We start from the raw sequence: 23,321 nt of genomic DNA on the forward strand, positions 1-23,321 counted from the left end.
GCTATCTAAACTTCCACAGCTCAAATTTGGTCCGATATGTAATTATAATTGCATATCAGACCAAATTTGTCTTAGTTTGTACTATTAGCAAAAAACGAAGGGCTCATCATGAAAATACTGCATACTGCTGACTGGCATTTAGGGAAACGATTGGACAGCTTTTCCCGAATGGATGAACAGCAATTGGTCATGGAGGAGATTATTCAGGTCGCCGACCAACAGGAGGTTGACCTGGTGCTGATCGCTGGTGATCTTTTTGACTCATTCAATCCGGGTGTTGAGGCCATTGAACTATTTTACAAAACCATCAAACGACTGGCAAAAAATGGCATGCGCCCAGTTATCGCTATAGCTGGAAACCACGATTCACCCAATTTAATCGATGCTCCGGACCCTTTGGCCCGCGCTTCTGGCATAATTCTCATCGGTCATCCCAATGCACTTGTTACCCCATTTTCAACCGAGGGTTTCTCCGTCCTGCGCTCCGACAATGGGTTTATTGAGTTGAGCCTTCAAGGGTACGATTATCCGATCCGGATACTCCACACAGCCTATGCCAATGAAATCCGGCTCAAGCAGTACCTCGGCGAGGACAAAGAAGTCCAACTCAACAAGGCGCTCGCAGAAAATTGGCGAAGATTAGCTGAGACCTATTGCGACAGTAAAGGTGTCAACATCTTGACCGCACACCTGTATATGAATAAGATTGGCTCAGCGTTAATTAAGGAACCGGATGGTGAAAAGCCGATTAAAATCGGCAATGCTGACCTCATCTATTCGGAATCCATCCCAGCTCAGATTCAATATACCGCTTTGGGGCATATCCATGGTTTCAAAAACATTGGCTCCCCAGAAAAACCTGTGGTCTATGCCTCCTCTCCCCTTTGCTATAGTTTTGCTGAAGCCGGTCAAACCAAATATGTCAATATTGTCAATGCCCTACCGGATGCACATGTCACATTCGAACGCGTCCCACTGCGTCAGGGAAAGCCATTGGTCCGAAAATCTTTTGCAGCTATTGACCCCTGTATTGCCTGGCTTACTGAAAATCCCGACACGTTGGTGGAATTAACCCTTAAGTCCGACACATTCCTGAAAGCCGAAGACCGTAAATTGATTTATCAGACTCACTCTGGCATCGTTTATTTAATCCCTGTCGTTCAGCAGGAAAATGAAGATATCATGGATACAAAAGAAATTAATCTGACCCAAGATATTTCTACACTTTTCAGTGATTATTTTAAATCCAAAAATGCCAATCAGGCGCCCAATGATGATATCCTCAACCTTTTTCGCGAAATACTAAATTCTTAAATCCATGATCCCTTTAAGGTTAACTGTAGAAGGCATATATTCCTATCAGGAACGGCAGACAATAGATTTTACGGCACTGACAGATGCTGGACTTTTTGGCATTTTTGGCACAGTAGGATCGGGTAAATCATCTATCCTCGAAGCGATCACCTATGTCTTGTACGGGGAAACCGAACGGTTAAATGCGCGGGACAGACGTGCCTATAATATGATGAATCTGAAATCAAACCGCTCGTATATCGAACTGGATTTCATCAATTTTGAAAACCGAACGTTTAGGGTCACCCGGGAATTTAAACGAAACTCCAAAAATTTTGAGGACGTCAAATCACCAACGGTTGTCTTATATGAAAAAATCGATGAACAATGGCTTCCACAGGAAAGCAGTAACACACAGCCTATCATAGGTTTAAGCTACGAAAACTTTAAAAGAACAATTATTATCCCACAGGGGCAATTTAAAGAGTTCATTGAACTGGGAGCGAAAGAGCGTACGGATATGATGAAGGAAATTTTTCAGCTCCATCGTTTCGATCTACAGGATAAGGTTGCCGCGCTTTATAAAAAAAATCAGTCCGAGCTGGATCAGCTCAATGGCCAATTAATGGGGTTTGAAGAGATTAGCAGCGAGCGTATTCAAACAGTACGGGAAAAGCTGATGGCGGAACGTGAATTTTTCTTTAAGGCCCAGGATGCCAACAAACTGCTCCAGGAGAAATTTCAGGCACTGAAAAATCTGAAAGAAGATTTTCTGGAATTGCACAAAATGAAGTCCCTTTTTCAGGATCTATCGAAACAGCAGCAAGAGAAAGAGCAAATACGCCAACGTTTGATCCGCTTTGAAGAAGCGTATGCAAACTTCTATCATATCCTCCAGGCACAGGAAAAGTCGAAACAGGAAAATTCGCAGGAACAAGAGCGATTACAACGGGAAAAAGCAAAATCCACCGAAATACAGCAGATGACACAACAGTTGTCCTTACAGCTGCAGCAGATTAAACCGCAATACGAACGTTTAACCGAAAGACGAACAAGTGAATTGGATCTGGAGCTAATTTTGCAGCTGATCACGTTTACGATAGAGATAAAGCGTGTTAATGAAAGTGCACAAAAAGGACGGCTTTTTGTGGAGGAAACGAAGGAACAACAGGCACAGGGTAAAATCAGAATCCAAAAAACAGAAGCCTCGCTGCAGCAGCTTAAGCAATCAAAACCATCCGCAAATGAACTGATGGAACTAGGGCAATGGTACACGAGACAGCAAGTTATACAACAACAAGAGAATGAGCTCCAACAACAGCTTTTGGCATTAAACTCCGCAATAAGCGCCTTACAACTTGATCTAAAACAGTACAACTTTGATGCGGCTGAATTTGACGCCGATTATGCCAGCGAATTGCTGGAGCTTGAAACCAAACTTGCTAAATTAAATGACGAGAAAGCACATCTGTTGTTACAGCAAAAGCTCACGCAGTTTGCCGCAAATTTGGACGAGGGGTCTCCCTGCCCCCTATGCGGATCACTGGAACATCCGGCTATTGCCGAAGGAACGGATATTAGCCAAGAACTCGCAGACAACCAAGAATCGATTGCGGCAATTCATTCACGTATTAAATTCAGGACCGATCAAAAATTTGAGATCGAGAAACTCTTGCTCCAACTACAGACCCTGAACACGCAGAAAAAGGATCTGACAGCGAAAATACAGCTTAACCAATCGCACAAATCCAGTCACCTGAGTCAATTTACATGGGCTAATTACAGCAGCACCGACGAATCAATCTATACACAGAAGAAACTAGCCCTTTCCAGTATCGAAGGCCAGATCACAGCGTTGGAACAACTTTTAAGCAATGAACAGCTGCTATTGATTGAGATTGAGAAAAAGCTGGATAAAGCAAACAGAAGGCTAAATGAACTTGAGCTCGAGGAAGCACGCAAACAAACGCAAATCAATCAGAACATAGGTCATTTAAAACATTTGAAGTGGGCAGATTATCAATCTTCGGACCAGGCAGCTATTGAAATCGAGTATAAGACATTAAAAGCTGAGAACCTACGGATAGAACAAAACTATACAACGTTGACAGAACAGCTCCATGGATTAAACAGCCAGTTTGCAGCCCAGGAAAGTCTAGTTCGATCTATCCACAACCGCATCAATAGCATACAGGCTGAAATCCTACAAACTGAAACAACGATCGCACAACTGCTCCATAGTTCCCCCTTTGAAACAATAGATGAGGTAAGGGATACCTTGGCGGAGAATTTGCCCGTTCAGAAAATCCGGGCGGAACTGGAACAATTTCAGATCCAGTTTGAGACGTTGAAAGCACAAATCACACAACTCGACAAAAAGTTAGCAGATAAAGTCTACGATGAAGCAGCTTTTCTACTACAGGAAGCAGCTTTAGCGGAAAGTTCCCATCAGTTAAAAACTCTGACGGAGAACGTCGCTAAATATGAACAGGAGTTAAACCAATTGGAGACTGCCTATGCCAAAAAAGAAGTTTTACTTCAACAACAGGCGAAGCTAAACCTGCGTAACGATGATCTTAAACAGCTCTTTAACCTGTTTAAGGGCGCGGGATTTGTCCAGTACGTTTCATCCATCTATTTACGGCAGCTCTGTGACCATGCCAATATCCGCTTTCACAGGATGACACGCAACCAGCTGAGCTTACAGATTAATGAGAATAACGAATTTGAAATTATAGACTATCTGAATGAAGGTAAAAGCAGAAGTGTTAAAACGCTGTCTGGGGGGCAGGCGTTTCAGGTATCATTAAGTCTGGCGCTGGCCTTGGCCGAAAGCGTACAGTCCAATACCAAGGCTGCAAAAAACTTCTTTTTTATTGATGAAGGTTTTGGTACCCAAGATATTGCTTCCGTTAATATCGTATTCGAAACATTACTGGACCTCCAAAAGGAAAATCGTATAGTCGGTGTAATCTCCCACGTGGAAGAGTTAAAGGAGCGAATTCCGATATCACTTTCTATAGAAAAGGATGAAGAACATGGAAGCCAAATTTTCATCAATTAATTGCAGTTTTCAAAGTTATTTTGTAGATTAGATATAGTACCGGTATCCAAAAGACTGGTACTATAACCAAAAACGAAAGATTATGGGCTTATTTTCAAACAACAAAAAAGGGAAAGGGTCTCATCCTTTTTTTCATAAATCAGCTAAATCAACCGTACATTTAGCGGCTACAAATAACAGTCACTCCAAAGCAAATCAAACAACACAATCGATGCTATTTGTCAAGCAATATGATATCATGTCCATCCTCAAAGATATTTTAATGCCACAGAATCAAAATTAACTTTTGATATTAGTTCACCTCCCCGCTTCCGTCAACTTACCCTCCCGCTATCACTGCTAATCCGGAACCTATCTCCGTGGCATAGCCATCTGCGGAAAGTAATTGAAAAAAACATTGAAATTTTAAAAAAGGAAGTTTATTTTAACAAGGTAAAACATTTGTGGTAAAATATTGTCATACGATACGTAGATGTAAAAAAAAGGTTTTAATCCAGACACATGAAATACAAACAAATAAACAACAATTCGATTAACCAGATTATGCTTATCATCATTATTTTGTTGATATGCATTTTGATCTTTACAAACTTATTCTATTATCTCCCCGGCTTTTTGGGGGCTATCACGCTCTACGTCCTGTTTCGCAAGATCAATTTTAAACTGACAGAAGAAAGAGGATGGAAGAAATCTATTGCCAGTCTTTTATTGATCCTTGTTACGATTGTGTTTTTAGTCGGTCCCCTCTATTTATTGATCAATTATATGGTACCACAAGTGACTGAGGCAATTAATAATAAAGAGGAGATTATGGAAAAATTCGATTCCATTAAAACCTATTTCAAAGACAGCCCCTATCTGAGCAACATCGATCTATCCGATACCGCATTGATGGGAGCCCTCCAACGAGCAGCGAAGTTTATTCCCAATATTCTGAATTCTGTGGCTGAGGTTGGTGTCAATGTACTGGTTGCGTTATTTGTACTTTACTTTATGCTGGTCAGCAGCAAAGAATTAGAAAAAACATTATATAATGCCATTCCGTTCTCAAAAACGAGTAAGGCTGAGTTATGGCAAGAATTCGACATGATGGTTAAATCAAATGCCATTGGCATTCCGATTCTTGCGATGTGCCAGGGTGTTGTTGCAGCGCTGGGTTATTGGTTTTTCGGTCTGGAAAACCCTATTTTTTTAGGGATTCTGACTGCTGTAGCTACCATAATCCCCATTTTAGGCACTATGGTGGTCTATCTCCCAGCCGCAGTGTTCCTACTGGCGAATGGGCAGTCCGGAAATGCGATCGGGCTAGCGCTCTACGGCATCATTATCATCGGAAGTATCGATAATATTCTTCGGTTTACAATTTTGAAAAAACTCGGAGATGTGCATCCCTTAATCACTGTTTTTGGAGTGTTACTGGGTTTAAATCTATTTGGTATGTTAGGGCTAATATTTGGTCCGCTTATTCTATCCTGCGTGGGAGTCCTGCTCAAAGTATATAGCAATGAGTTTGGTCGCAGTACGCCGGAAATTATACAATCTACCTCATTGATAGAACCAAATAGTCCAAGCAATACTACAGATACAACGGAATAGTATAAAATCCGGAATAATAAAAGCGGATAAATGGCAAAAAGATAACCAGCAAACTGTCATAACTTGAGTTTGGGTACTGCTTAATTCCATTTTTTTTATAGTTTTGGTTCTTCAATGGCAAATCCGCAGAATGAATATGTCCAGCTAAAGTTAGAGGCTATAATCCATTCTGCAAATAGGCCAAAATATAAGAAATCACTAAAACTGGTTTAAAAATCAAAGGTAGTCTATGAACAAAAAAATAATTTTAGGAGTAACGGCACTGCTTACTGCAGGCATGCTTTATTCGTGTAACAACAAGGGCAATCAAAAGACAGCTGGTACGGACGGTACTCAAACAGAAAATACAACTGAGAATCATGATCATGCCGGGCACGACCATGCAGGCCATGACCATACGCAAACTACTGCTAGCCAAGCTTCTGGACCGGCAGCAATTCTTCCTAATTTCACTTTTTACCAACTTCGATCAGGCATACGTATCAGCAATGAGAACCTTGCGAAAGATAGGAATACCGTTTTTATTTTATTTGATCCGGGATGCAGTCATTGTCAGCATGAAGCAACCGAACTTGAGAAAAATATTGATCGCCTAAAAGATGTCAATATCTTTTATATCTCCATGAATGATCCAGCACTTGTCTTGGGATTCTTTGATAGCTTCGCGCCAAAATTGTCTAAATCTTCCAATGTGGAAGTCTTAATTGACAAGGATCAAAATTTCATCCAAAACATACATGTTCCTTCGCAGTTCCCGGCAAATTATGTCTACGGTGCTGACGGGAAACTCAAAGCGCATTGGGAAGGTGAGAAAAACATCAATGAGGCCATTACCCAATTTCATAAATAAGCTGAAATGCTCAATATAGCAATAAACGGATTCGGACGTATTGGGAGAAATACATTACGCAATATTTTTCTCCGGAATGCTTTTGATCAATTGCAGGTCGTCGCCATCAATGACTTGGCAGATACGAAGACTTTGGCCCATTTATTTAAATACGATTCAGTGCATGGGCCATTCCCTGGCACTGTTACACATGATGAGAATCACGTTATCGTGAATGGCCATTCCATTTTGGTGAGCAATGAAAAAGATCCGTCTTTACTGCCCTGGGAATCTTTACATATCGATGTTGTCATTGAATCTACGGGACATTTTACCAACCGTGAAAAAGCAACCCTTCATCTGACGGCAGGTGCAAAAAAAGTAATTATCTCTGCTCCGCCAACGGACAAAGATATTCCAACGGTTGTGCTTGGTATCAACGATCGTGCTGTCGATCTCTCGGCTTCCATCTTATCCAATGCCTCCTGCACGACCAACAATGTTGCCCCTTTGGTCAAAATCTTAGATGACAATTGGGGGATAAAGGATGGATATATCACCACGGTACACTCTATGACGGGCGATCAAAACCTGCATGACGCACCACACAAGGATCTGCGACGGGCACGTGCAGCCTCCTCGGCAATCATACCGACAACCACAGGTGCTGCCAAAGCGATTACCAATGTCTTTCCCCATTTACAGAATAAATTGGGCGGAGCAGGTATACGTGTTCCCGTGCTGAATGGTTCCTTAACAGATTTTACCTGTACTTTGGAAAAAGAAACAACGGTCGAAGAAATCAATCAAGCCTTTAAAGCTGCAGCCGAAAATGAATTGAAGGAGGTATTGTTTTATACCGAAGACCCTATTGTGTCTGTTGATATAATAAACAATCCCTACTCTTGTGTTTTCGATGCGCAATTGACTTCGGTTGTGGGTGGATTAGTGAAAGTTGTAGGCTGGTATGACAATGAGTTTGGCTATTCGAATCGCTTAGTGGACCTTTTGATCAAGATTGACAAGCTCGTCTAATGCTACAGTAGACAAAAATATTGAAAAAGCCTGTATTTTAGCATACAGGCTATTTTATTGCTCTTTTGACCGTCATTGCTGTGCAAACATACCAACAGGCACGAAGCACAGATGAGGCACCTGAAAAGCTCCTTTCGCTTTGTGCTATATCTGTCAATCATTATGGTCTTACTGCAGTTTCTTTCGGCTTGCCAAAACCTTTAAACCTGCAGTGCTCTCTCTACCATATCCGTAGGCCGTATGCCTCACCCTAGGGACAGCGCCCCTAGATGCCTGCGATATGGGTATGGTATCAAGGCTGCAGCTAGCTGGTATACCCGTTGGCCTTGTGCGCCGTTGGTGGGATAATATCACCGAATGCGTGCGTTATCGGTGTGAGGTCTGTGCCGGGCTAAGGTAGTTGAAGAGACTTGAGCCGAGTTTAACGGACTTGAAGGGACTTTAGAGCTCCCCTTCTACCCCCAGGCCAAAAAGCGCAAAATCATATTTTACGGGATCATTGGAATCCAGCAATCTAAGATTGGCTGTTAGCTCCTGTGCGGTCTTCCAGTTGACCTTTTCCAAGGTAATCAGTCCAAATTTTCGCGCTACACGTTCGACATGTACATCACAAGGACAGATCAGGTCTTTTGGAGACAAGCGGTTCCAAATTCCAAAATCTACTCCTTTATTATCCTTTCGGACCATCCAGCGTAAAAACATATTGATACGTTTGACAGTAGATTTTTGGGCTGGGCTACTGATATGTTTACGCGTCCGGTGCGGATAGTCCGGCAGCGAAAAGAAATAGCTTTTAAAAGCATTGAGTGCCTGTTCCAGATCCACCTCCACCAGGTTTTCCTGCCCGACCAAAAAAGCATCTTCTAAAGACACAAAGTGGCTATAGTGGTACCGGAAAAAGGCAACGAAATAAAGAATGTCCGTATCATTGAATGTACGGTGCTTAAAACCAAGCAGGCTCTTGAGGTCCTGATCGGTATGGTTCATGATATAATCATAAGGCGCGCCGTCCATTCTCTCGATCAGTTCATTACACTTATTGATGATGGTTTTACGTTGTCCCCAAGCCATTATAGACGCCAGGAACCCCGTAATCTCGATATCATTCTTACTTGAAAATTGATGTGGAATGGATATGGGATCATGGGGGATAAAATTAGGTTGATTATATTCATCAACCTTTTTATCCAAAAAATCTTTCAAATTAAAATCTACCGCCATGGCTTTACTACCGTCCTGTCTGTAATATCTCTTTACAGATATTTGATACCAACCCTGGTCCCTCGTATATAAATCCGGTATAGACCTGAATAAGGCTAGCCCCAGCATCCAATTTCTCAATCGCATCTTTCGCGGAATGGATACCGCCGACACCAATGATCGGAAATGCTTTGTTTGATTTCTCGCTTAGGTAACGGATTACCTCCGTCGAACGCTTGGTCAATGGTCGTCCACTCACCCCTCCTGCTTCCTGGATCAATTCCTGTTGACTCTTTAACCCTTCTCTCGAAATCGTCGTGTTGGTTGCGATGACCCCAGCAATTTGTGTCTCCATCACGATTTCTACAATATCATCCAGTTGGCTATGGGTGAGATCAGGTGCGATTTTAAGCAAAATAGGTTTTGGGGCTGACTTCGTTTTATTCAGCTCCTGAAGTGTGTTCAATATCTTTTTTAGCGGTTCTTTTTCCTGCAGATCCCTTAAGCCCGGCGTATTCGGCGAACTGACGTTGACAACAAAGTAATCCACATACTCAAAAAGGGCATTGAAACAGTAGATATAGTCATTTACCGCTTCTTCATTCGGAGTAACCTTGTTCTTTCCAATGTTACCGCCGATTAGAAGCCCTTTTCTGTCTTTTAGATTCTTCAGGCGATTTGCAGCGACATCCGCTCCCTGGTTATTAAACCCCATACGATTGATCAGGGCTTCATCGGGTACTAGACGAAACATCCGCGGTTTATCATTTCCGGGCTGAGGCTTTGGTGTAACTGTTCCGATTTCAATAAAACCGAAACCTAAATTAGTCATGTCCGCTATATATTCGGCATTTTTATCGAAGCCTGCCGCCAGCCCTACGGGATTTTTAAATTTAAGTCCAAAGACCTCACGTTCCAAGCGAGGATCTTCTACCGTAAAAATAGCGTTCAATAATTGCTTGGCACCCCAGATTTTTGAGAAGACATTCAATCCGCTGGTCACTTTATGGTGAGCCATCTCCGGATTCATTGTAAAGAATATAGGTTTGACTAATTTATACATAATCGCAAAGTTAGTCAAACAAGAAGAAATATTCATTACTTTTGTACTTTTGCATTTGAAATGATATCAATAAATAATTTAACATTTGAAATAGGATCCCGAGCGTTGTACGATGAGGCAAACTGGCACATCAAACCAGGTGATAAAGTAGGATTAATTGGCGCCAATGGAGCCGGAAAATCAACCTTATTGCGTTTGATCGTTGGTCAATATTCCCCAACTTCGGGAACAATTTCCATGGCAAAGGATCTCAAGATAGGTTACTTAAACCAGGACTTATTATCCTACCATTCGGACAAAAGTATTCTATACGTCGCTATGGAAGCGTTCGAACGCCAAAATCAACTACATGCCGAAATCGAAGACTTACTTGCGAAATTAGAAACAGATTATTCGGACGATATTCTCAATAAACTAAGCGATAAACAATTGGAATTTGAAGCGCTGGATGGTTATAACCTTGAATTCAAAGCACACGAGATCCTCGCTGGTCTAGGTTTTTCCGAAGAAGAACAAAAAAGACCATTGGCCACATTCTCGGGGGGCTGGCGTATGCGCGTGATGCTTGCTAAAATCTTGTTGCAGACACCAGATATTCTATTACTGGATGAGCCAACCAACCATATGGACTTACCTTCTATCAAATGGCTTGAGAATTATTTGCAGGCATTTGACGGAGCAATAGTTATTGTATCACATGATAGATATTTTCTGGACCGGATCATCAAAAAGACCGTGGAATCGCGTAAGGGGAAATTAACACTTTATGCAGGTAACTACAGCTTTTATCTGGAAGAAAAGGAATTAAGAAACGAGTTACAGGCCAATCAGTTCAAAAATCAGCAGGCTAAGATCAAACAGGAGGAACGGCTTATCGAGCGTTTCCGTGCGAAAGCTTCCAAAGCGAAAATGGCGCAGTCGCGGATTAAGGCCTTAGATCGCATGGAGAAAATTGAAGACGTGGATGACGATAATCCCACGGTCAACTTCAGCTTTAAGTTTTCAAAACCTTCCGGGCGTCATGTGGTCACCTTAGATAATATCTCTAAATCTTACCCGAACCTCGAGATATTAAAAAATACCTCCGCGATTATTGAAAAAGGTGATAAAATTGCTTTGATCGGTGCGAACGGAAAGGGTAAGTCCACCCTACTCCGTATTGTAGCCGGCTCAGATGATCAATTCGAAGGAAAATCGGAACATGGTCACAATGTGTCCCAAACCTTCTTTGCGCAGCATCAGTTGGAGGCACTCCATCTCGAAAACTCCATATTAGCCGAACTGCAGGCCTTTGCACCAAAACATACAGAGACTGAATTGCGTTCGATATTGGGTTGTTTCCTATTTACGGGCGACGATGCTTTCAAAAAAATCAAGGTGTTATCCGGTGGAGAGAAATCCCGTGTAGCCTTAGCCAAAGCATTGACAGCAGATGCCAACTTTCTGGCACTCGATGAACCCACCAACCACTTGGACATGCAATCGGTCAACATCCTGATCCAGGCGCTGCAACAATTTGAAGGAACTTTTATCGTTGTTTCCCACGACCGCTATTTCTTGGATCACGTCGCCAACAAAATTTGGTATATCGAAGACAAGGAGATCAAAGAATATCCGGGCACTTATCAGGAATATGAAGAATGGGCTGCTAAACGTGTTGTAAAAACGGAGGTCAAACCTGAAAAAAAGGTTAAAGAAGAGCCTAAGGTCAAAAAAGAAAAACAGGTTCCTTCCGAAGATCGGACACGATTATTGAGCAAAAAGAACAAAGAGCTTTCGACATTGGAGAAGAAGATCGAAGAACAGGAAATATTGGTGAAGGACCTTGAACTGAAACTGGCTGATGAAGCGGTATATTCGGATGCGACTAAGCTACAGGAAACTACGCGTGCTTACAATTCAGCAAAGGCTCAATTAACCCAATTTCAAGAACAATGGGAGCAATTGGCTGAGGAAATTATGGAATTGGAAAACAGTTAATTTTTTCCGCTTAAAATCAGCTTTTTAAGCAAGAACCCGCTATTTTAAGCCAAAAAAATTTGCAGGAATAGGATTAAAGCCCTACTTTTGCATCACTTCAAACAAGGAACACTAGTTCAAAAAAGAAGTACGATTCCGTAGCTCAGCTGGTAGAGCAATACACTTTTAATGTATGGGTCCTGGGTTCGAATCCCAGCGGGATCACAAGAGAAAAGCTAATCGCAAGATTGGCTTTTCTTGTTTTAACGGTATTCAGGATTCGAACAAAGGGATGGCGACTGACCATATATTCCTTTTCTGCCTTGATATCGGCAAGAGTTGCAGGTGTATAATGCCCCACATCAATATAATTTTATTTCAGCATTCAAGCAGATCGCAGCCTGAGTCAATGCGGGATCTATTATTATCGCACCTTATTGTTAATCAAACAAGTTCGCGGTGAAGGGCTGGTAATGTCCCATTGGTGTGGCGATAAAGATTCCCTTTTAATTGCACCAGCGTCTTTTCAAGGGGAGCGTCCGGAACATTAAAAACATCCGGAAGGATATCCTTATTTTAATATTGTTCCCGGTCTACACGCTGCCCTTTTAGGATATTCTGGGCTATTTTCAAATCAAAAGTGAACATAGCCAATAGCAGAAACTTTGCTAAAGATATTTACTCATACACTGATTTTCTTGATGATCACGAAAATTCAATGGAACCTTTATTATCAGATTAAACTCCTATACATCAGAAGCTAATAGTGAGTTATCAAAATTGATTTTCCAACTTATCTTCAAAACTAGTTTCCCTTGATCTGATATCAGTTGGTATACTGATTATTTTGGGCATCCTGAATCTGATAACGAGAGCTGAAACAATGGTCAAGCTGCCGATAATAAAAATGGCATATTCTATTCCCATCAAGTCAGCAACCCCACCAGAAATTACAGCCCCAAAAGCATATCCCATATCCCTCCATAACCTGAAAGTTCCTATACTTTCAGCACGCTGTACCGGCGATGTTGCCGCTGCAATCGTCGAAAGAAATGTGGGATAAACCAAAGCTGTACCCAAACCTAATAATCCGGAAAGAACTAAAAGTGCATAAAACTGACTGGTAAACGGAATAATAAGGATGGCTACTCCCTGAAGGAACATACCCCAAAACAGCATCGCTTTTTTTGAATAATGGTCAGACATTTTCCCGGTAAACAATTGACCGATCCCCCAAACTGTTGGATAAGCTGCTGTAATAATCCCTATATTTTCGGTATTAAAATTAAGCGATAGCAATGCTATCGGCAATAAACCCCAGATCATACCATCATTCAGGTTATTAACCAGCCCCGCTTGAGTCACCGAACTCAATGTTTTGTTTTTAAAAGTAGTTTCGATAAAAACATTGTTCAGCTTTTTTGTATATGATGTTACCTTTTCCTTCTGAACAAAGATATTGGTATCTTTTACCCAGATCAATGAAAGAAGAAAGCCTACAATAGAGATGAAAATTCCGATGTAGAACGGATAATGCATAACTCCATACTGGTGTGCTACATATCCCGTGAAAAATGCCACCAACCCAACAGCAAAATATCCCGCAAATTCATTTAAGCCCATTGCCAGTCCACGGTTTTTTTCGCCTACCAAATCTATCTTCATAATCACGGCGCTGCTCCAGGTTAATCCCTGACTGCTTCCCAACAGAACATTGGCAAATAATACCCAATTCCAGTCGGTCGCGTTAATCAGTATTAGCGGAACTGGTATGGCTATAAGCCATCCCAGCAGCAATAATTTCTTTCTTCCAAATTTATTGGCCAGCTTACCGGTATAATAATTAGCAATAGCCTTTGTAATTCCGAATGCTGCAATAAAAGAAAGAATGGCTGCTTTCGATTCAATACCAAATTTCACTTCGGCAAACCGGGGGAAAATACTACGCTCCATACCAATCATACCACCCACAAAGGCATTTACAATGACCAGAATGACAAATTGTTTCCAGTTTTCCTTTAATCCCTGTTGGATGTTATTTTTCACTACCTTGCCCATACCTCTTCCTTTTCTAATTTCTTTATCTTTCTTCAAAATTTCTCTGTATTTACTATCTGGCTCACGTTTTTAAAGGAACCACCATTGATAACGTTGTTCAGTCCGCCCTGTTCCAAAATATGTTTTGCCCGGCGACTTCGGTTACCACTTCTACAAAACACGACTATGGCCTTCTTGCTCCTGAATTTTGACAGTTCATTTAGTATTCCGCTGAGGGGAATATTTACAGCCCCTTTTACACTTCCCATTGAAAATTCACCGGGTGTACGTACATCGACTAGAAAAGCTCCGTTTTGGATTGCTTCTTTTAGAGGACTGTAATCGGCCGGTCCAAATATATTTTTGAATAACTTATTTGAATAACTTAAACATTGTATAATTATTTTTTGATGATGGAAATGAAATTATTTAAGCATTTTGCTCTGGCACACGAATTGGGTCTTAGGAACATGGGTCTGTGCAATGGCACTGAAACCGCCTTCCACTTCTGTAAAATTCCGATACCCTCTTGCCTGTAAAATACTGGCGGCAATTACACTTCGATACCCACCGGCACAATGCAGATAGAAATGCTCCTTGGGATCGATATCCCTCACCCAGTCATTGATATAGGCCAAAGGTTTGCTATAAGCGTCTTGCACATGTTCAGAAGCATATTCGGATTCTTTACGGACATCAATCACTTTGATTTTGTCGGCTTTCGCTTCCAGCTCAAACTGCTGGGCTGTGATACGGTTTACAGTATCGATTTCTTTTCCTGCTTTTATCCAGCTTTCCAATCCACCTTCCAAATGTCCCAATACATTGTCAAATCCAACACGGCTTAAACGGGTGACCGCCTCCACTTACAAAATCGGCATGAAAGTGTGTTTCAAAAATATATTTCAATTGTACACCATCTATCTTCAGCCTGTCTACATAGGGCTGTGTTTCACGCAATGGATCAGTAATTGCTGCCTGACCGTTAGACGTGATGTAATAAGCACCTTGTGCCAAACACCCGGTATAAATCTGTTCTACTGTCATTGTCTTATAATTTAATTGTTTATGATATTGCAAATTTCCTATTTTCATTTTGCTTGAACGGTCACTTATGTTACACAAGCGACTTTTATTACAGGATCGTTTCTTTAACGATAATATAAATGCCCATCTAACACAAAGCAATCGAATGCGGGCTTGCGTTTCTTGCCGTCAATTTTTGACGCTAGGGAACCTCCTATAATTATTCCAATTACAGCAAGAGCTGTGATTACAAGTAAAAAAGACCATTGAACCGTAATGTTTGAGATGGATAATAAAAATCCCAGCATGAAATTGATAAAAATAATAACCAGTGAAGTGCCCACCGCCTTTATTATGAGCATATTGACCACTACCGGAATAATCAAAAAAAACTTTTCCGGCTCCAGTGAGCCCAGTAATGAGCCCAATAAAGAAACATTGCGAGAAGAACTACCAATAGTTCGGCTGCGCTATTTGTTCCGCCTGTTTGCCGTTTTTATCATACTATACGCAGCAAAAACCATCAGTAGTGCAAAAATGACCATCAACAGAATATTTTTGGTATCCAGAACATTTTCAAATCAGTGTACGAAAATGGATTGGGAGAACACCAAGGAGTTCACAAGAGAAATGCTAATCGCAAGATTGACTTTTTTTGTTTTAACGATAGTTCCACACTGATGACCTACAAAAAAAGGTGGATCAACAAAAGCTGATCCACCCACACCTCTACCATCGCGGCACGATATACTAACCATTAAAGGTTAAAATCTTATTTAATTATTGATTACATTACGTACACAGCGGATGGTATTACCCTGACTAAAAGCCACTTCCTGAATCGACATATTTTGAAAGGTGCCATTACTGACTTCTGCATAAAGGATCCGATTTCCGTTATTGCTCGTATTAAAAGATGCACTTTTGTAGCGAAGCGTTCCTGTACCGGCCGAACTGCCCGAAGGGATCTGCTGACGATTACCGTTATTATCGATATAGCCATAATACTATAGGACCAAATCATTGTCCGGATAAGCAGAATTATGGGCCTGCGTACCTGTCCAAGTAATTGTGTGTCTGTAACCATCAGGGACTCTTGTAATGGAAGTTTTACGGTTAGTATTGTTCCTTAGTCTAGTATACTCCTGAGGATCACTTTCAAGTGGCGACCTCCAGGTCAATTCCGGATAGACCCTTTTACATTGATCGACTGTACGGTAGTCTGTTCCTCGCGGGGTCGTTGTACCAAAATTCCAATATTCCGTATTTATGGATGGGTAGGAATAATTATTATCCGTGCGAAAGCGATAGGCATCAGAGGCTCCCTGTGTGTAGCTTCCACCATAGAGTTTCTCACTATCGTAAACTAGATTGGTACGCGCCCAGACCAGACCGCTGACACTCACCCCCGATTCGATCAGACGTACATTGGTTTTGGACAAGGTACCTTTGGTCAGGTTCAATGTCGAGCCGTGACTGATGGGGACAATACTATTTGCTGCAAAGTTTCGGGTACTATTATCGTCCAGTGTAATATGGAGACCGTCTAGCCGAACCCGTAAGTTATTGGCTGAAATAGAGCTTGTATTGGCCGTATAAAAATGCGCAATCTTTTCTGCATTGCCCCAGCGGCTGTCCACCACGGTCATTTCCGACCCATTGACCGGGCCAACATCCTGCAAATTGGAAAAACTTGCGTTAAAAATGCTGAAATCACCGGTCTGTATAATATTGGTAAAAGCCGTACCTGTACCTTTACCGACCGAGAAGGTTGAATTGTCGGTAATTCCACCAAAGATTCCCCGGGTATTAATCTTAACCTCAATGGCCGCCATCTGGCGAAGGAATAGGATATCAAGATAATTATTTTCAGGCTGCGTCGTAATTTCACCGGAAGCAAACATAAAATCTTTGTTTGCCAGATCCGCACCTGCAATGTTACCATTGCCATCGATATCAGGTGCGGTGGATGGATCATTGACAGAAATGGCGTACCATTTATACTTGGCATTGGCCTCTACCGTAAGATTAGGATCCTGTCCCGCATTGAGCAACCCATTGTACACCGGTGTGGAAGCCCCATCTTTTATAAAGATCAAGCGAAATTTTTTATTCTGATTTAAGGGAATATCCGCTGCCCTTGGCTTGTTCGAATTTGTCGATGCTTTCAGGCTATTTTCCGGTTCCCCGAGCGCGTTAGTCTGCATATCTGTAGCGAAGTCAAAGTCAGCTGCGGACTGAATATTCAATGGGGATACTACTTTTGACTCGAATGTCATGCTTGCTTCTAAAGCGGCAGCATCTTGTTGGCTGGTCGCCGCCGTGCCTTTTTTTACTGTTCCGCCAACATTGATTACGTTTTCATCGTTTACAAAACGTACCGAACGGATAGCGATATTGCCTTTGTTGACTTGTAAATCTTCCTTATTTTCTTTTTCTGAACAGGAGATGGCCGTGATCGAACTCATTCCCAGAACTAGGGCCATGCTGTATATGCTAAAATATTTTTTCATTGCTATTAAATGTCGTAATCTCTACTATTGGACCATCCCGATTCAAATTCCCGTTCTGAAGGGGTCTGACTGGCATCTTGCGATCCAGTATTAATGCTTGCTGAACCAGCTGCAACAGACTGTTCTAATTCAACTTGCAATATTCCAAACTTCGGTGGAATGTACTTTTTCTTGTGTTTTTGATTGTTGATTTTCATTTTATTTTTATTTATTTATAGAATATATCGCAAATACTCATGGCGATACTGAGCGAAAAATTTAATTTCCAACTTTAATGGATATATGAAAGCTTTTACTTTTCAGCGATGCAACGCAGGGAAAAGCCAAATGCAGGAACCAAGGAATGTATTTAACAAACTTAGCATTCGTTAAGCCTGCAGCAATTCTGGCTTCCTTTCCTACACTTACCACGGCGACAATAACTCGTATGATTTTTTTGCGGGCCTCGGTTTTTCATAAGTATTGTATGTTTAGTGGATAATTATAATTAACAAACTTTGGACGGCTCAGATCTTAACGATACATTCCTATGCCCTATTTATCCCTGTATTGTTTCTATGCCAAAAGAGAAAGCTGTATTCATTTAATTACAAAATTCTAGCGAGGATAAAATTAGAGCTATATAGGCTAATTATATTAGGACAAAAGTTTGTTTTTATAGGCCTATACCAACTTTTTATAGGACAATCCAATACAATTGTGCTTCTTGTATTGGATCACCAGTAAAAAATCCCAATAATGGATAAAATTTTTGATCCCCCCACGCTCCGTATCAATATCTAATATTGTGAGACTTTAACCACATTGGCTCATAACTTGGATTTTACTATAAAATCAATAAGTTTGAACTTTATAGCCAGCAATTATTTAAATTCCTTATCAACTGATTCCATTTCATTTTCTGTATGCATAAGGTCCCTGCTCAATAGTACTTTTCGCAAAAAAAATAATGGGCCATCTAACACCCCTCCCAAAACTTGTTGTCTAGGTAGATGAATTAAATGCGGTGGATGTTAATTATCAATGATAATCAAACCGATTTTATTAAATTTGAATGTATACATTAACAATAATGTTAAGCCAACCGGAAATATTACAACATTTGGAATCTATTCATCAGTTGAATGATGATGAACGGCTCGAATTGTCGAAAATATGCAAGCCGTTGTTTCTTCCCAAAAAGACAAAACTTGTGGAAACGGATGACCGTTTTGATTCCGTCTTTGTGCTCACGGCTGGTCTATTACGTTGGTATTTCTATTCGGATGACGGTACCGAAAATAATGTTTTCTTCTCCTCGGAAGCAGATCATGCATTTATCGCCAGTATCCCTGAGTATTATGCTGACCGACGGGAAACAAAGTACACCATCGAAGCTGTTGTGGACACCCAATTACTGCTATTTCCGAAAGAACTATTTGAAGATTTGGCCTTTCAACATAAAGGGATTTTCCAGTTTTATGTCAAATCCTTAAAAATCATAATTGATACCCTACGCATCCGTACCGAGCAGCTATGTAGTGATTCTCCGAGTGCACGTTATGAGGTTTTCCTAGAAAACCGTTCGTACATTACCAGAAACACAAATCGTAAGCATATCGCTAATTTCTTGGGCATTACGCCAAATTCTTTATCTAGATTAACAGCCCGTATACAAAAAAAACGCCCACCAAAAAACTAACTTAAGAATACTTTTTTAGCCTGTATTCGTTCTAATTTTGCTTCGTCAAAAAAGCTGTGAAACAGCCATTTGCACAGATAGTATGATTTAAAACGAAACAAAATGAACAAATTTATTGTAAGAATAGGAGTCTTAAGCTTATTCGCACTTTTGGAAGTTAATGCAGCACATGCCCAATCTCAGGAGGCAGAAAAGGTCGGCCTGTACATCACCCAAGAAATGTCATTTTTGAATATGACAACAACGCAAGCCGAACGGGTCTATCAAATAAACCTTCAGGCGGCCAATGCTGTAGAAAACTTACCCCAAAACAGTAACACTCAACAAATAGGTGCTACTAAGAACATGGAAAGTTTTACAGATATCCTAAAACAAAGGAACCTAGCTATACAGGAAATTCTATCACCGGTACAATTTCAACTCTTTAAGGAAAACAAAATAATTAGAGCAGCTACTTTTAGAACTATTGTCATGGCTAAAATGTTGGATCTAGCCCAAGACCAGCTCGATCCGATTTTTGAAATCAATCAAACAGTAGTAAAAAATGTAAGAAAGGACTTAGACTTATACTTTTCCACGGATAATAATAGAGGTAAAAAAAATGCACAACGTAGACTGCATAAAGCGCTAAAGAAAACGGACAAAGCATTTGAGAAAGTCTTAAGCCCGCAACAAACTGCGATTTACCATGAAAATGTTGATCTTTTGCGAAATGTACTTCGCGAAGAATATGGAACTAAAGACTCGTTTTAAATCATGTTTTCATGATGCTCGGCTTTATCTTAATTGATATTGCCGAGATTTTTATCACCAAATTTATTTTATCATGCAAAAATTATTCGCAACAATATACTTATTGCTGTTGTGCAGCGTTTCGCATGCCGCTATAGGCGGTACCGAAGACAGGATCGCAGATGTCGCATCATGGCTGATCATATTCATCTTACCGATCGCAGGAATATTTCTATTTTGGAAAGTGCACATTTATCCTGAAAAAGTAGCGGAGAAGAAAAATCACCCACAGTTGAATGCCATAAAAAGCATGTGTTTACTTTCATTGATATTCGGCGGCCTTCTCTGGCCAGTCGCTTTGATATGGGCAAACTACGACTACAAAAAAGATAAAACACCTGCTCCAGATTTTAGTGAATCGGACTCTTCTTCAGATGAAGAAAGCTTGGCTATCGAGGAAAAGAAATAAATTCTATAAGAAATACAGAATCATCTAGAACAAAAAATTATGTTAGAATTACTAATAGGAATATATGCTGGTATTTGCTGGCTGCTTATCAAAAAACTAAAACTAATCCCTTGGAATTTCAATACGCAGGTCGTTGTATACTCCTTACCTATTTTTGGGTCTATTGCACTGATATTGAGCCTCAATTATTTTTGTCCCATTACATCGGATGTAAAGGTAGGAAACCGCAGTGTCGATATTACAACCCAAACCTTAGGGAAAGTTAAGAAGGTATATGTAAAAACAAATCAGGAGGTAAAAAAAGGAGATACACTGTTTACCATAGATCCGGTGCCATACGAGCAAGAGATAAAATCCTTGGAAGCGCAACTTAGCAATATGAAATCTACCGTTTCCTCCTATACTTCGGATATCGATGCTTCACGCAAAAATATACTGAGTTTACAATCTCAGCTTGATCTGAGCAATAAAAGAATAAAGCAATATCAGGAACTCGTCGCTGCTGGTGCTGCCAATAGGTTTGACCTGGAACAAGCCCTCGCCACTTCGCAGGATCTGCAATCTCGAATTAGCGCTGCTCAAGCTCAAAAATCGTCATTGGAAGCCAAATATCATTCGACTCATAACGGCGAAAATGCGTCTATTGCGGAACTGAGAGCTAAATTGGATCAGGCAAAATGGAATCTTTCCCAAACAGTAGTTTTAGCGCCTACCGATGGTCTGATTCCGAATGTACAGCTGAATGAAGGAGCCATGATGGCGCCGTTCAAATCTGCTTTCGTACTGATCCAGAAACAACAATCTATTATCGCCTTCTTCTCTCAAAATGAGTTGGAAACGGTAAAAAGTGGAAATGAGGTCGAGCTTGCTTTAAAAACAGCTCCGGGGAAAGTGGTCAAAGCCAAATTGGAATATGTGGTTGATGCAACCAGTCAGGGTATCATGAACAATGCCGGTGGAATGCTTGGTGGTAATGCCACAACATCAGGAATTCCGGAGACAGCGCGACTAGTGCCCGAAACGGATGGAAAGCTTATTGCAAAATTTGTATTGGACGAAAACGAGCAATCCTTAACTGTCGGTGCAAGAGGAACGGCTGTCATTTATTCCGACCACATCAAACCCTTGCATCTTATCCGGAAAGTAATGGTGCGTGTGAGCAGTAAAATCAATTACTTAATTCCAAAACTGCATTAATATGATAAAGAAAATAAGTGTGGGCGCCCTGCTCCTACTCAACTTGACTTCATGTATCGGGTACAAAAATGCAACACCTAAGAAGATTGAAGAATTAAAAAATACAAGCGCGATTAAGGCGAATGTTGAAATATCTGATAAATGGATTCAGGAACAAGGTAAGCACCAACCTGCTTTTTCCTACGCGTGGATGGAGGAACTACTCACTCCAGAGTTGGAAGAGTTAGTCAAAGAGGGGCTTACCCATAATGCGGATATTATCATCTCCAAAGAAAAACTGAATCAAGTTGAATTAGCCATGGATATCGCCGGAAGTAGCCTTTATCCAAGTGTTAATGCATTAGCAAATACAGGTAACAACCTTGTTAGTGGAAGCCACATGGGCAAGTTGCAATTAAAAGCCAACTGGGAACTTGATCTTTGGGGAAAAAACAAATCTGCGGAAATGGCGAGTGTAAGCGAATACTTTTCAGCGACGTATCAACAAAAAATGTTGGAACAGTCCATTGCCGCGATGATTGCTAAAGCATATTACCTAAATATTGCAGGCCAGTACCAAGAGCAAAAAATCAACGAGTATATTACGAAAACGGAAGACTTAAAAAGGATTTTAACTGTTCAAAATAAAGTCGGAACAGCAAACGCACTTGATTTGTCCAATATTGAAAGCGAGTCCATTCTCTTGAACTCCTACCTAGAGAAAATTAAAAATGCGAATTCGCAATCAAGAAGAAGTTTGGAAATGCTTTGTGGAAAATATCCCGAGGGTTTGATAAAAGTTAGTGCGAAATTTTCGGCTTTACAGCTGGATATCCCGACAAATTTTCCACTCAGTGTTTTGGAAAAGAGAGCTGATATTATGGCCAAGCAATTTCAAATAGAATCCAGCTTCTATGAGATTCAGGAAGCAAAAGCCGCACGGCTACCTGCTATTAACATCGGTGCTGGTTTTGGGGCTGCTGGTACCAATGTTGATGGAATAAGCAATCTATTTTCCAATCCATTGATAAAAGTGGGTGCTGGCTTAACAACGCCAATTTTCAACGGGGGGAAACTAAAAAAGAATGTTGAAGTAAAAACTTCACAACAAAAACAAGCCGTTGAAGAATATGCAAAATCAGTCCTATTGGCTTTCAACGAGGTGGAATCTGCTTTGGCAAATTTAGGTTCAATTGAGAAGCAAGAGGTTTTCCAGCAACAGGCAATTTCCTCGTTGGAAAAAAATATAGATTTAACAAAAAAACAGATTAATGTCGGTAGCAGCAATAGTTTCATCCTGCTTCAAAAACAAAGAGATCTTGTAAAAAGGGAAATGAACAATATCGATCTCCATCTCCAACAGCGCATTGAAAGGATCAACCTTTATATGGCCCTGGGAGCAAATGGTCTTGCCCATTTTTAAATAACTCAAGTTCTAACAGAAAAGCTAATCAAAAGATTAGCTTTTCTGTTTCCTCTCATTCCACGGATTTTATCATAATCGTTATTCTTCAATCGTATTGATATCCAGCTGCCCATAATTTCACAAATTATTCTGTGTATATTAACAAATAACAACTATCTTCATGTAAAAGCTACCCATAATCTGTACCTCGTCACAGAACTGGCGATGCTGAGATTAAAAATT

The 23,321-nt window shown here is 40.7% G+C and carries 20 protein-coding genes and 1 tRNA gene; 12 read left to right on the plus strand and 9 right to left on the minus strand.

What is annotated here, in order from left to right:
- The first annotated feature begins 108 nt into the window (after nt 1–108).
- The 5 genes from BWD42_RS06505 (at nt 109) to gap (ending at nt 7,817) form a co-directional block, all read left to right on the plus strand.
- Nucleotides 109–1,314, plus strand: coding sequence for an exonuclease SbcCD subunit D (locus BWD42_RS06505; RefSeq protein WP_077434276.1), 1,206 nt, complete (start codon nt 109–111; stop codon nt 1,312–1,314).
- A 4-nt stretch (nt 1,315–1,318) separates the two neighbouring features.
- Nucleotides 1,319–4,357, plus strand: coding sequence for an AAA family ATPase (locus BWD42_RS06510; RefSeq protein ID WP_077434278.1), 3,039 nt, complete (start codon nt 1,319–1,321; stop codon nt 4,355–4,357).
- Nucleotides 4,358–4,858: 501 nt separating this feature from the next.
- Complete coding sequence (locus tag BWD42_RS06520) at nt 4,859–5,953, plus strand: AI-2E family transporter (RefSeq protein ID WP_077434282.1); 1,095 nt, start codon at nt 4,859–4,861, stop codon at nt 5,951–5,953.
- A 229-nt stretch (nt 5,954–6,182) separates the two neighbouring features.
- Nucleotides 6,183–6,803, plus strand: coding sequence for a TlpA family protein disulfide reductase (locus BWD42_RS06525; protein ID WP_077434284.1), 621 nt, complete (start codon nt 6,183–6,185; stop codon nt 6,801–6,803).
- Nucleotides 6,804–6,809: 6 nt separating this feature from the next.
- On the plus strand, nt 6,810–7,817 hold the full coding sequence (gene gap / locus BWD42_RS06530) for a type I glyceraldehyde-3-phosphate dehydrogenase (RefSeq protein WP_077434286.1): 1,008 nt from the start codon (nt 6,810–6,812) through the stop codon (nt 7,815–7,817).
- Nucleotides 7,818–8,258: 441 nt separating this feature from the next.
- Here gap and BWD42_RS06535 read toward each other — a convergent pair whose 3' ends face one another.
- Both BWD42_RS06535 and BWD42_RS06540 read right to left on the minus strand, forming a co-directional pair.
- The gene (locus BWD42_RS06535; protein ID WP_077434288.1) at nt 8,259–9,038 is read right to left on the minus strand and encodes a TIGR02757 family protein; all 780 of its coding nucleotides are present in this window, start codon (nt 9,036–9,038) and stop codon (nt 8,259–8,261) included.
- Nucleotides 9,039–9,045: 7 nt separating this feature from the next.
- The gene (locus BWD42_RS06540) at nt 9,046–10,080 is read right to left on the minus strand and encodes a quinone-dependent dihydroorotate dehydrogenase (protein ID WP_077435857.1); all 1,035 of its coding nucleotides are present in this window, start codon (nt 10,078–10,080) and stop codon (nt 9,046–9,048) included.
- 60 nt (nt 10,081–10,140) lie between these two features.
- On the opposite strand from BWD42_RS06540, the gene BWD42_RS06545 reads away from it, so the two are divergent.
- Together BWD42_RS06545 and BWD42_RS06550 are read left to right on the plus strand one after the other, a co-directional pair.
- A complete protein-coding gene (locus tag BWD42_RS06545) occupies nt 10,141–12,060 on the plus strand; it encodes an ABC-F family ATP-binding cassette domain-containing protein (protein WP_077434290.1) in 1,920 nt (639 codons plus the stop codon).
- Nucleotides 12,061–12,191: 131 nt separating this feature from the next.
- A tRNA-Lys gene (locus tag BWD42_RS06550) sits at nt 12,192–12,264 on the plus strand.
- A gap of 549 nt (nt 12,265–12,813) precedes the next feature.
- On the opposite strand, the gene BWD42_RS06560 is transcribed toward BWD42_RS06550, so the two are convergent.
- From BWD42_RS06560 to BWD42_RS06590, 7 genes are all read right to left on the minus strand, one after another.
- A complete protein-coding gene (locus BWD42_RS06560; protein ID WP_217700009.1) occupies nt 12,814–14,133 on the minus strand; it encodes an MFS transporter in 1,320 nt (439 codons plus the stop codon).
- Nucleotides 14,130–14,480 (minus strand): rhodanese-like domain-containing protein, encoded by a 351-nt coding sequence (locus BWD42_RS06565; protein ID WP_317041800.1) that lies wholly within the window; start codon nt 14,478–14,480, stop codon nt 14,130–14,132. The genes BWD42_RS06560 and BWD42_RS06565 overlap by 4 nt, the downstream gene beginning before the upstream one ends.
- Nucleotides 14,481–14,501: 21 nt before the next feature.
- Nucleotides 14,502–14,942: a rhodanese-like domain-containing protein gene (locus BWD42_RS06570; RefSeq protein WP_217700011.1), complete on the minus strand. Its 441-nt coding sequence runs from the start codon at nt 14,940–14,942 to the stop codon at nt 14,502–14,504.
- Nucleotides 14,905–15,123, minus strand: coding sequence for an MBL fold metallo-hydrolase (locus BWD42_RS24850; protein ID WP_217700013.1), 219 nt, complete (start codon nt 15,121–15,123; stop codon nt 14,905–14,907). The genes BWD42_RS06570 and BWD42_RS24850 overlap by 38 nt, the downstream gene beginning before the upstream one ends.
- Before the next feature lie 104 nt (nt 15,124–15,227).
- Nucleotides 15,228–15,464 (minus strand): TSUP family transporter, encoded by a 237-nt coding sequence (locus tag BWD42_RS25180; protein ID WP_077434296.1) that lies wholly within the window; start codon nt 15,462–15,464, stop codon nt 15,228–15,230.
- A gap of 645 nt (nt 15,465–16,109) precedes the next feature.
- The gene (locus BWD42_RS06585) at nt 16,110–17,615 is read right to left on the minus strand and encodes a hypothetical protein (RefSeq protein WP_077434300.1); all 1,506 of its coding nucleotides are present in this window, start codon (nt 17,613–17,615) and stop codon (nt 16,110–16,112) included.
- Between the two features lie 5 nt (nt 17,616–17,620).
- Nucleotides 17,621–17,812, minus strand: coding sequence for a hypothetical protein (locus tag BWD42_RS06590; protein ID WP_077434302.1), 192 nt, complete (start codon nt 17,810–17,812; stop codon nt 17,621–17,623).
- Nucleotides 17,813–18,669: 857 nt separating this feature from the next.
- On the opposite strand from BWD42_RS06590, the gene BWD42_RS06595 reads away from it, so the two are divergent.
- The 5 genes from BWD42_RS06595 (at nt 18,670) to BWD42_RS06615 (ending at nt 23,096) form a co-directional block, all read left to right on the plus strand.
- Complete coding sequence (locus BWD42_RS06595; RefSeq protein WP_217700014.1) at nt 18,670–19,296, plus strand: Crp/Fnr family transcriptional regulator; 627 nt, start codon at nt 18,670–18,672, stop codon at nt 19,294–19,296.
- Nucleotides 19,297–19,398: 102 nt separating this feature from the next.
- Nucleotides 19,399–20,049: a hypothetical protein gene (locus BWD42_RS06600; RefSeq protein ID WP_077434306.1), complete on the plus strand. Its 651-nt coding sequence runs from the start codon at nt 19,399–19,401 to the stop codon at nt 20,047–20,049.
- Nucleotides 20,050–20,122: 73 nt separating this feature from the next.
- Entirely contained in the window at nt 20,123–20,497 is a 375-nt protein-coding gene (locus tag BWD42_RS06605; RefSeq protein WP_077434308.1) for a DUF3302 domain-containing protein, read from the plus strand.
- Between the two features lie 39 nt (nt 20,498–20,536).
- Nucleotides 20,537–21,694, plus strand: coding sequence for an HlyD family secretion protein (locus BWD42_RS06610; protein WP_077434310.1), 1,158 nt, complete (start codon nt 20,537–20,539; stop codon nt 21,692–21,694).
- 1 nt (nt 21,695) lies between these two features.
- Entirely contained in the window at nt 21,696–23,096 is a 1,401-nt protein-coding gene (locus BWD42_RS06615; protein ID WP_077434312.1) for a TolC family protein, read from the plus strand.
- The last annotated feature ends 225 nt before the right edge of the window (nt 23,097–23,321 follow it).

The sequence above is a fragment of the Sphingobacterium sp. CZ-UAM genome (genome assembly GCF_002000245.1).
Taxonomy (GTDB): Bacteria; Bacteroidota; Bacteroidia; order Sphingobacteriales; family Sphingobacteriaceae; genus Sphingobacterium.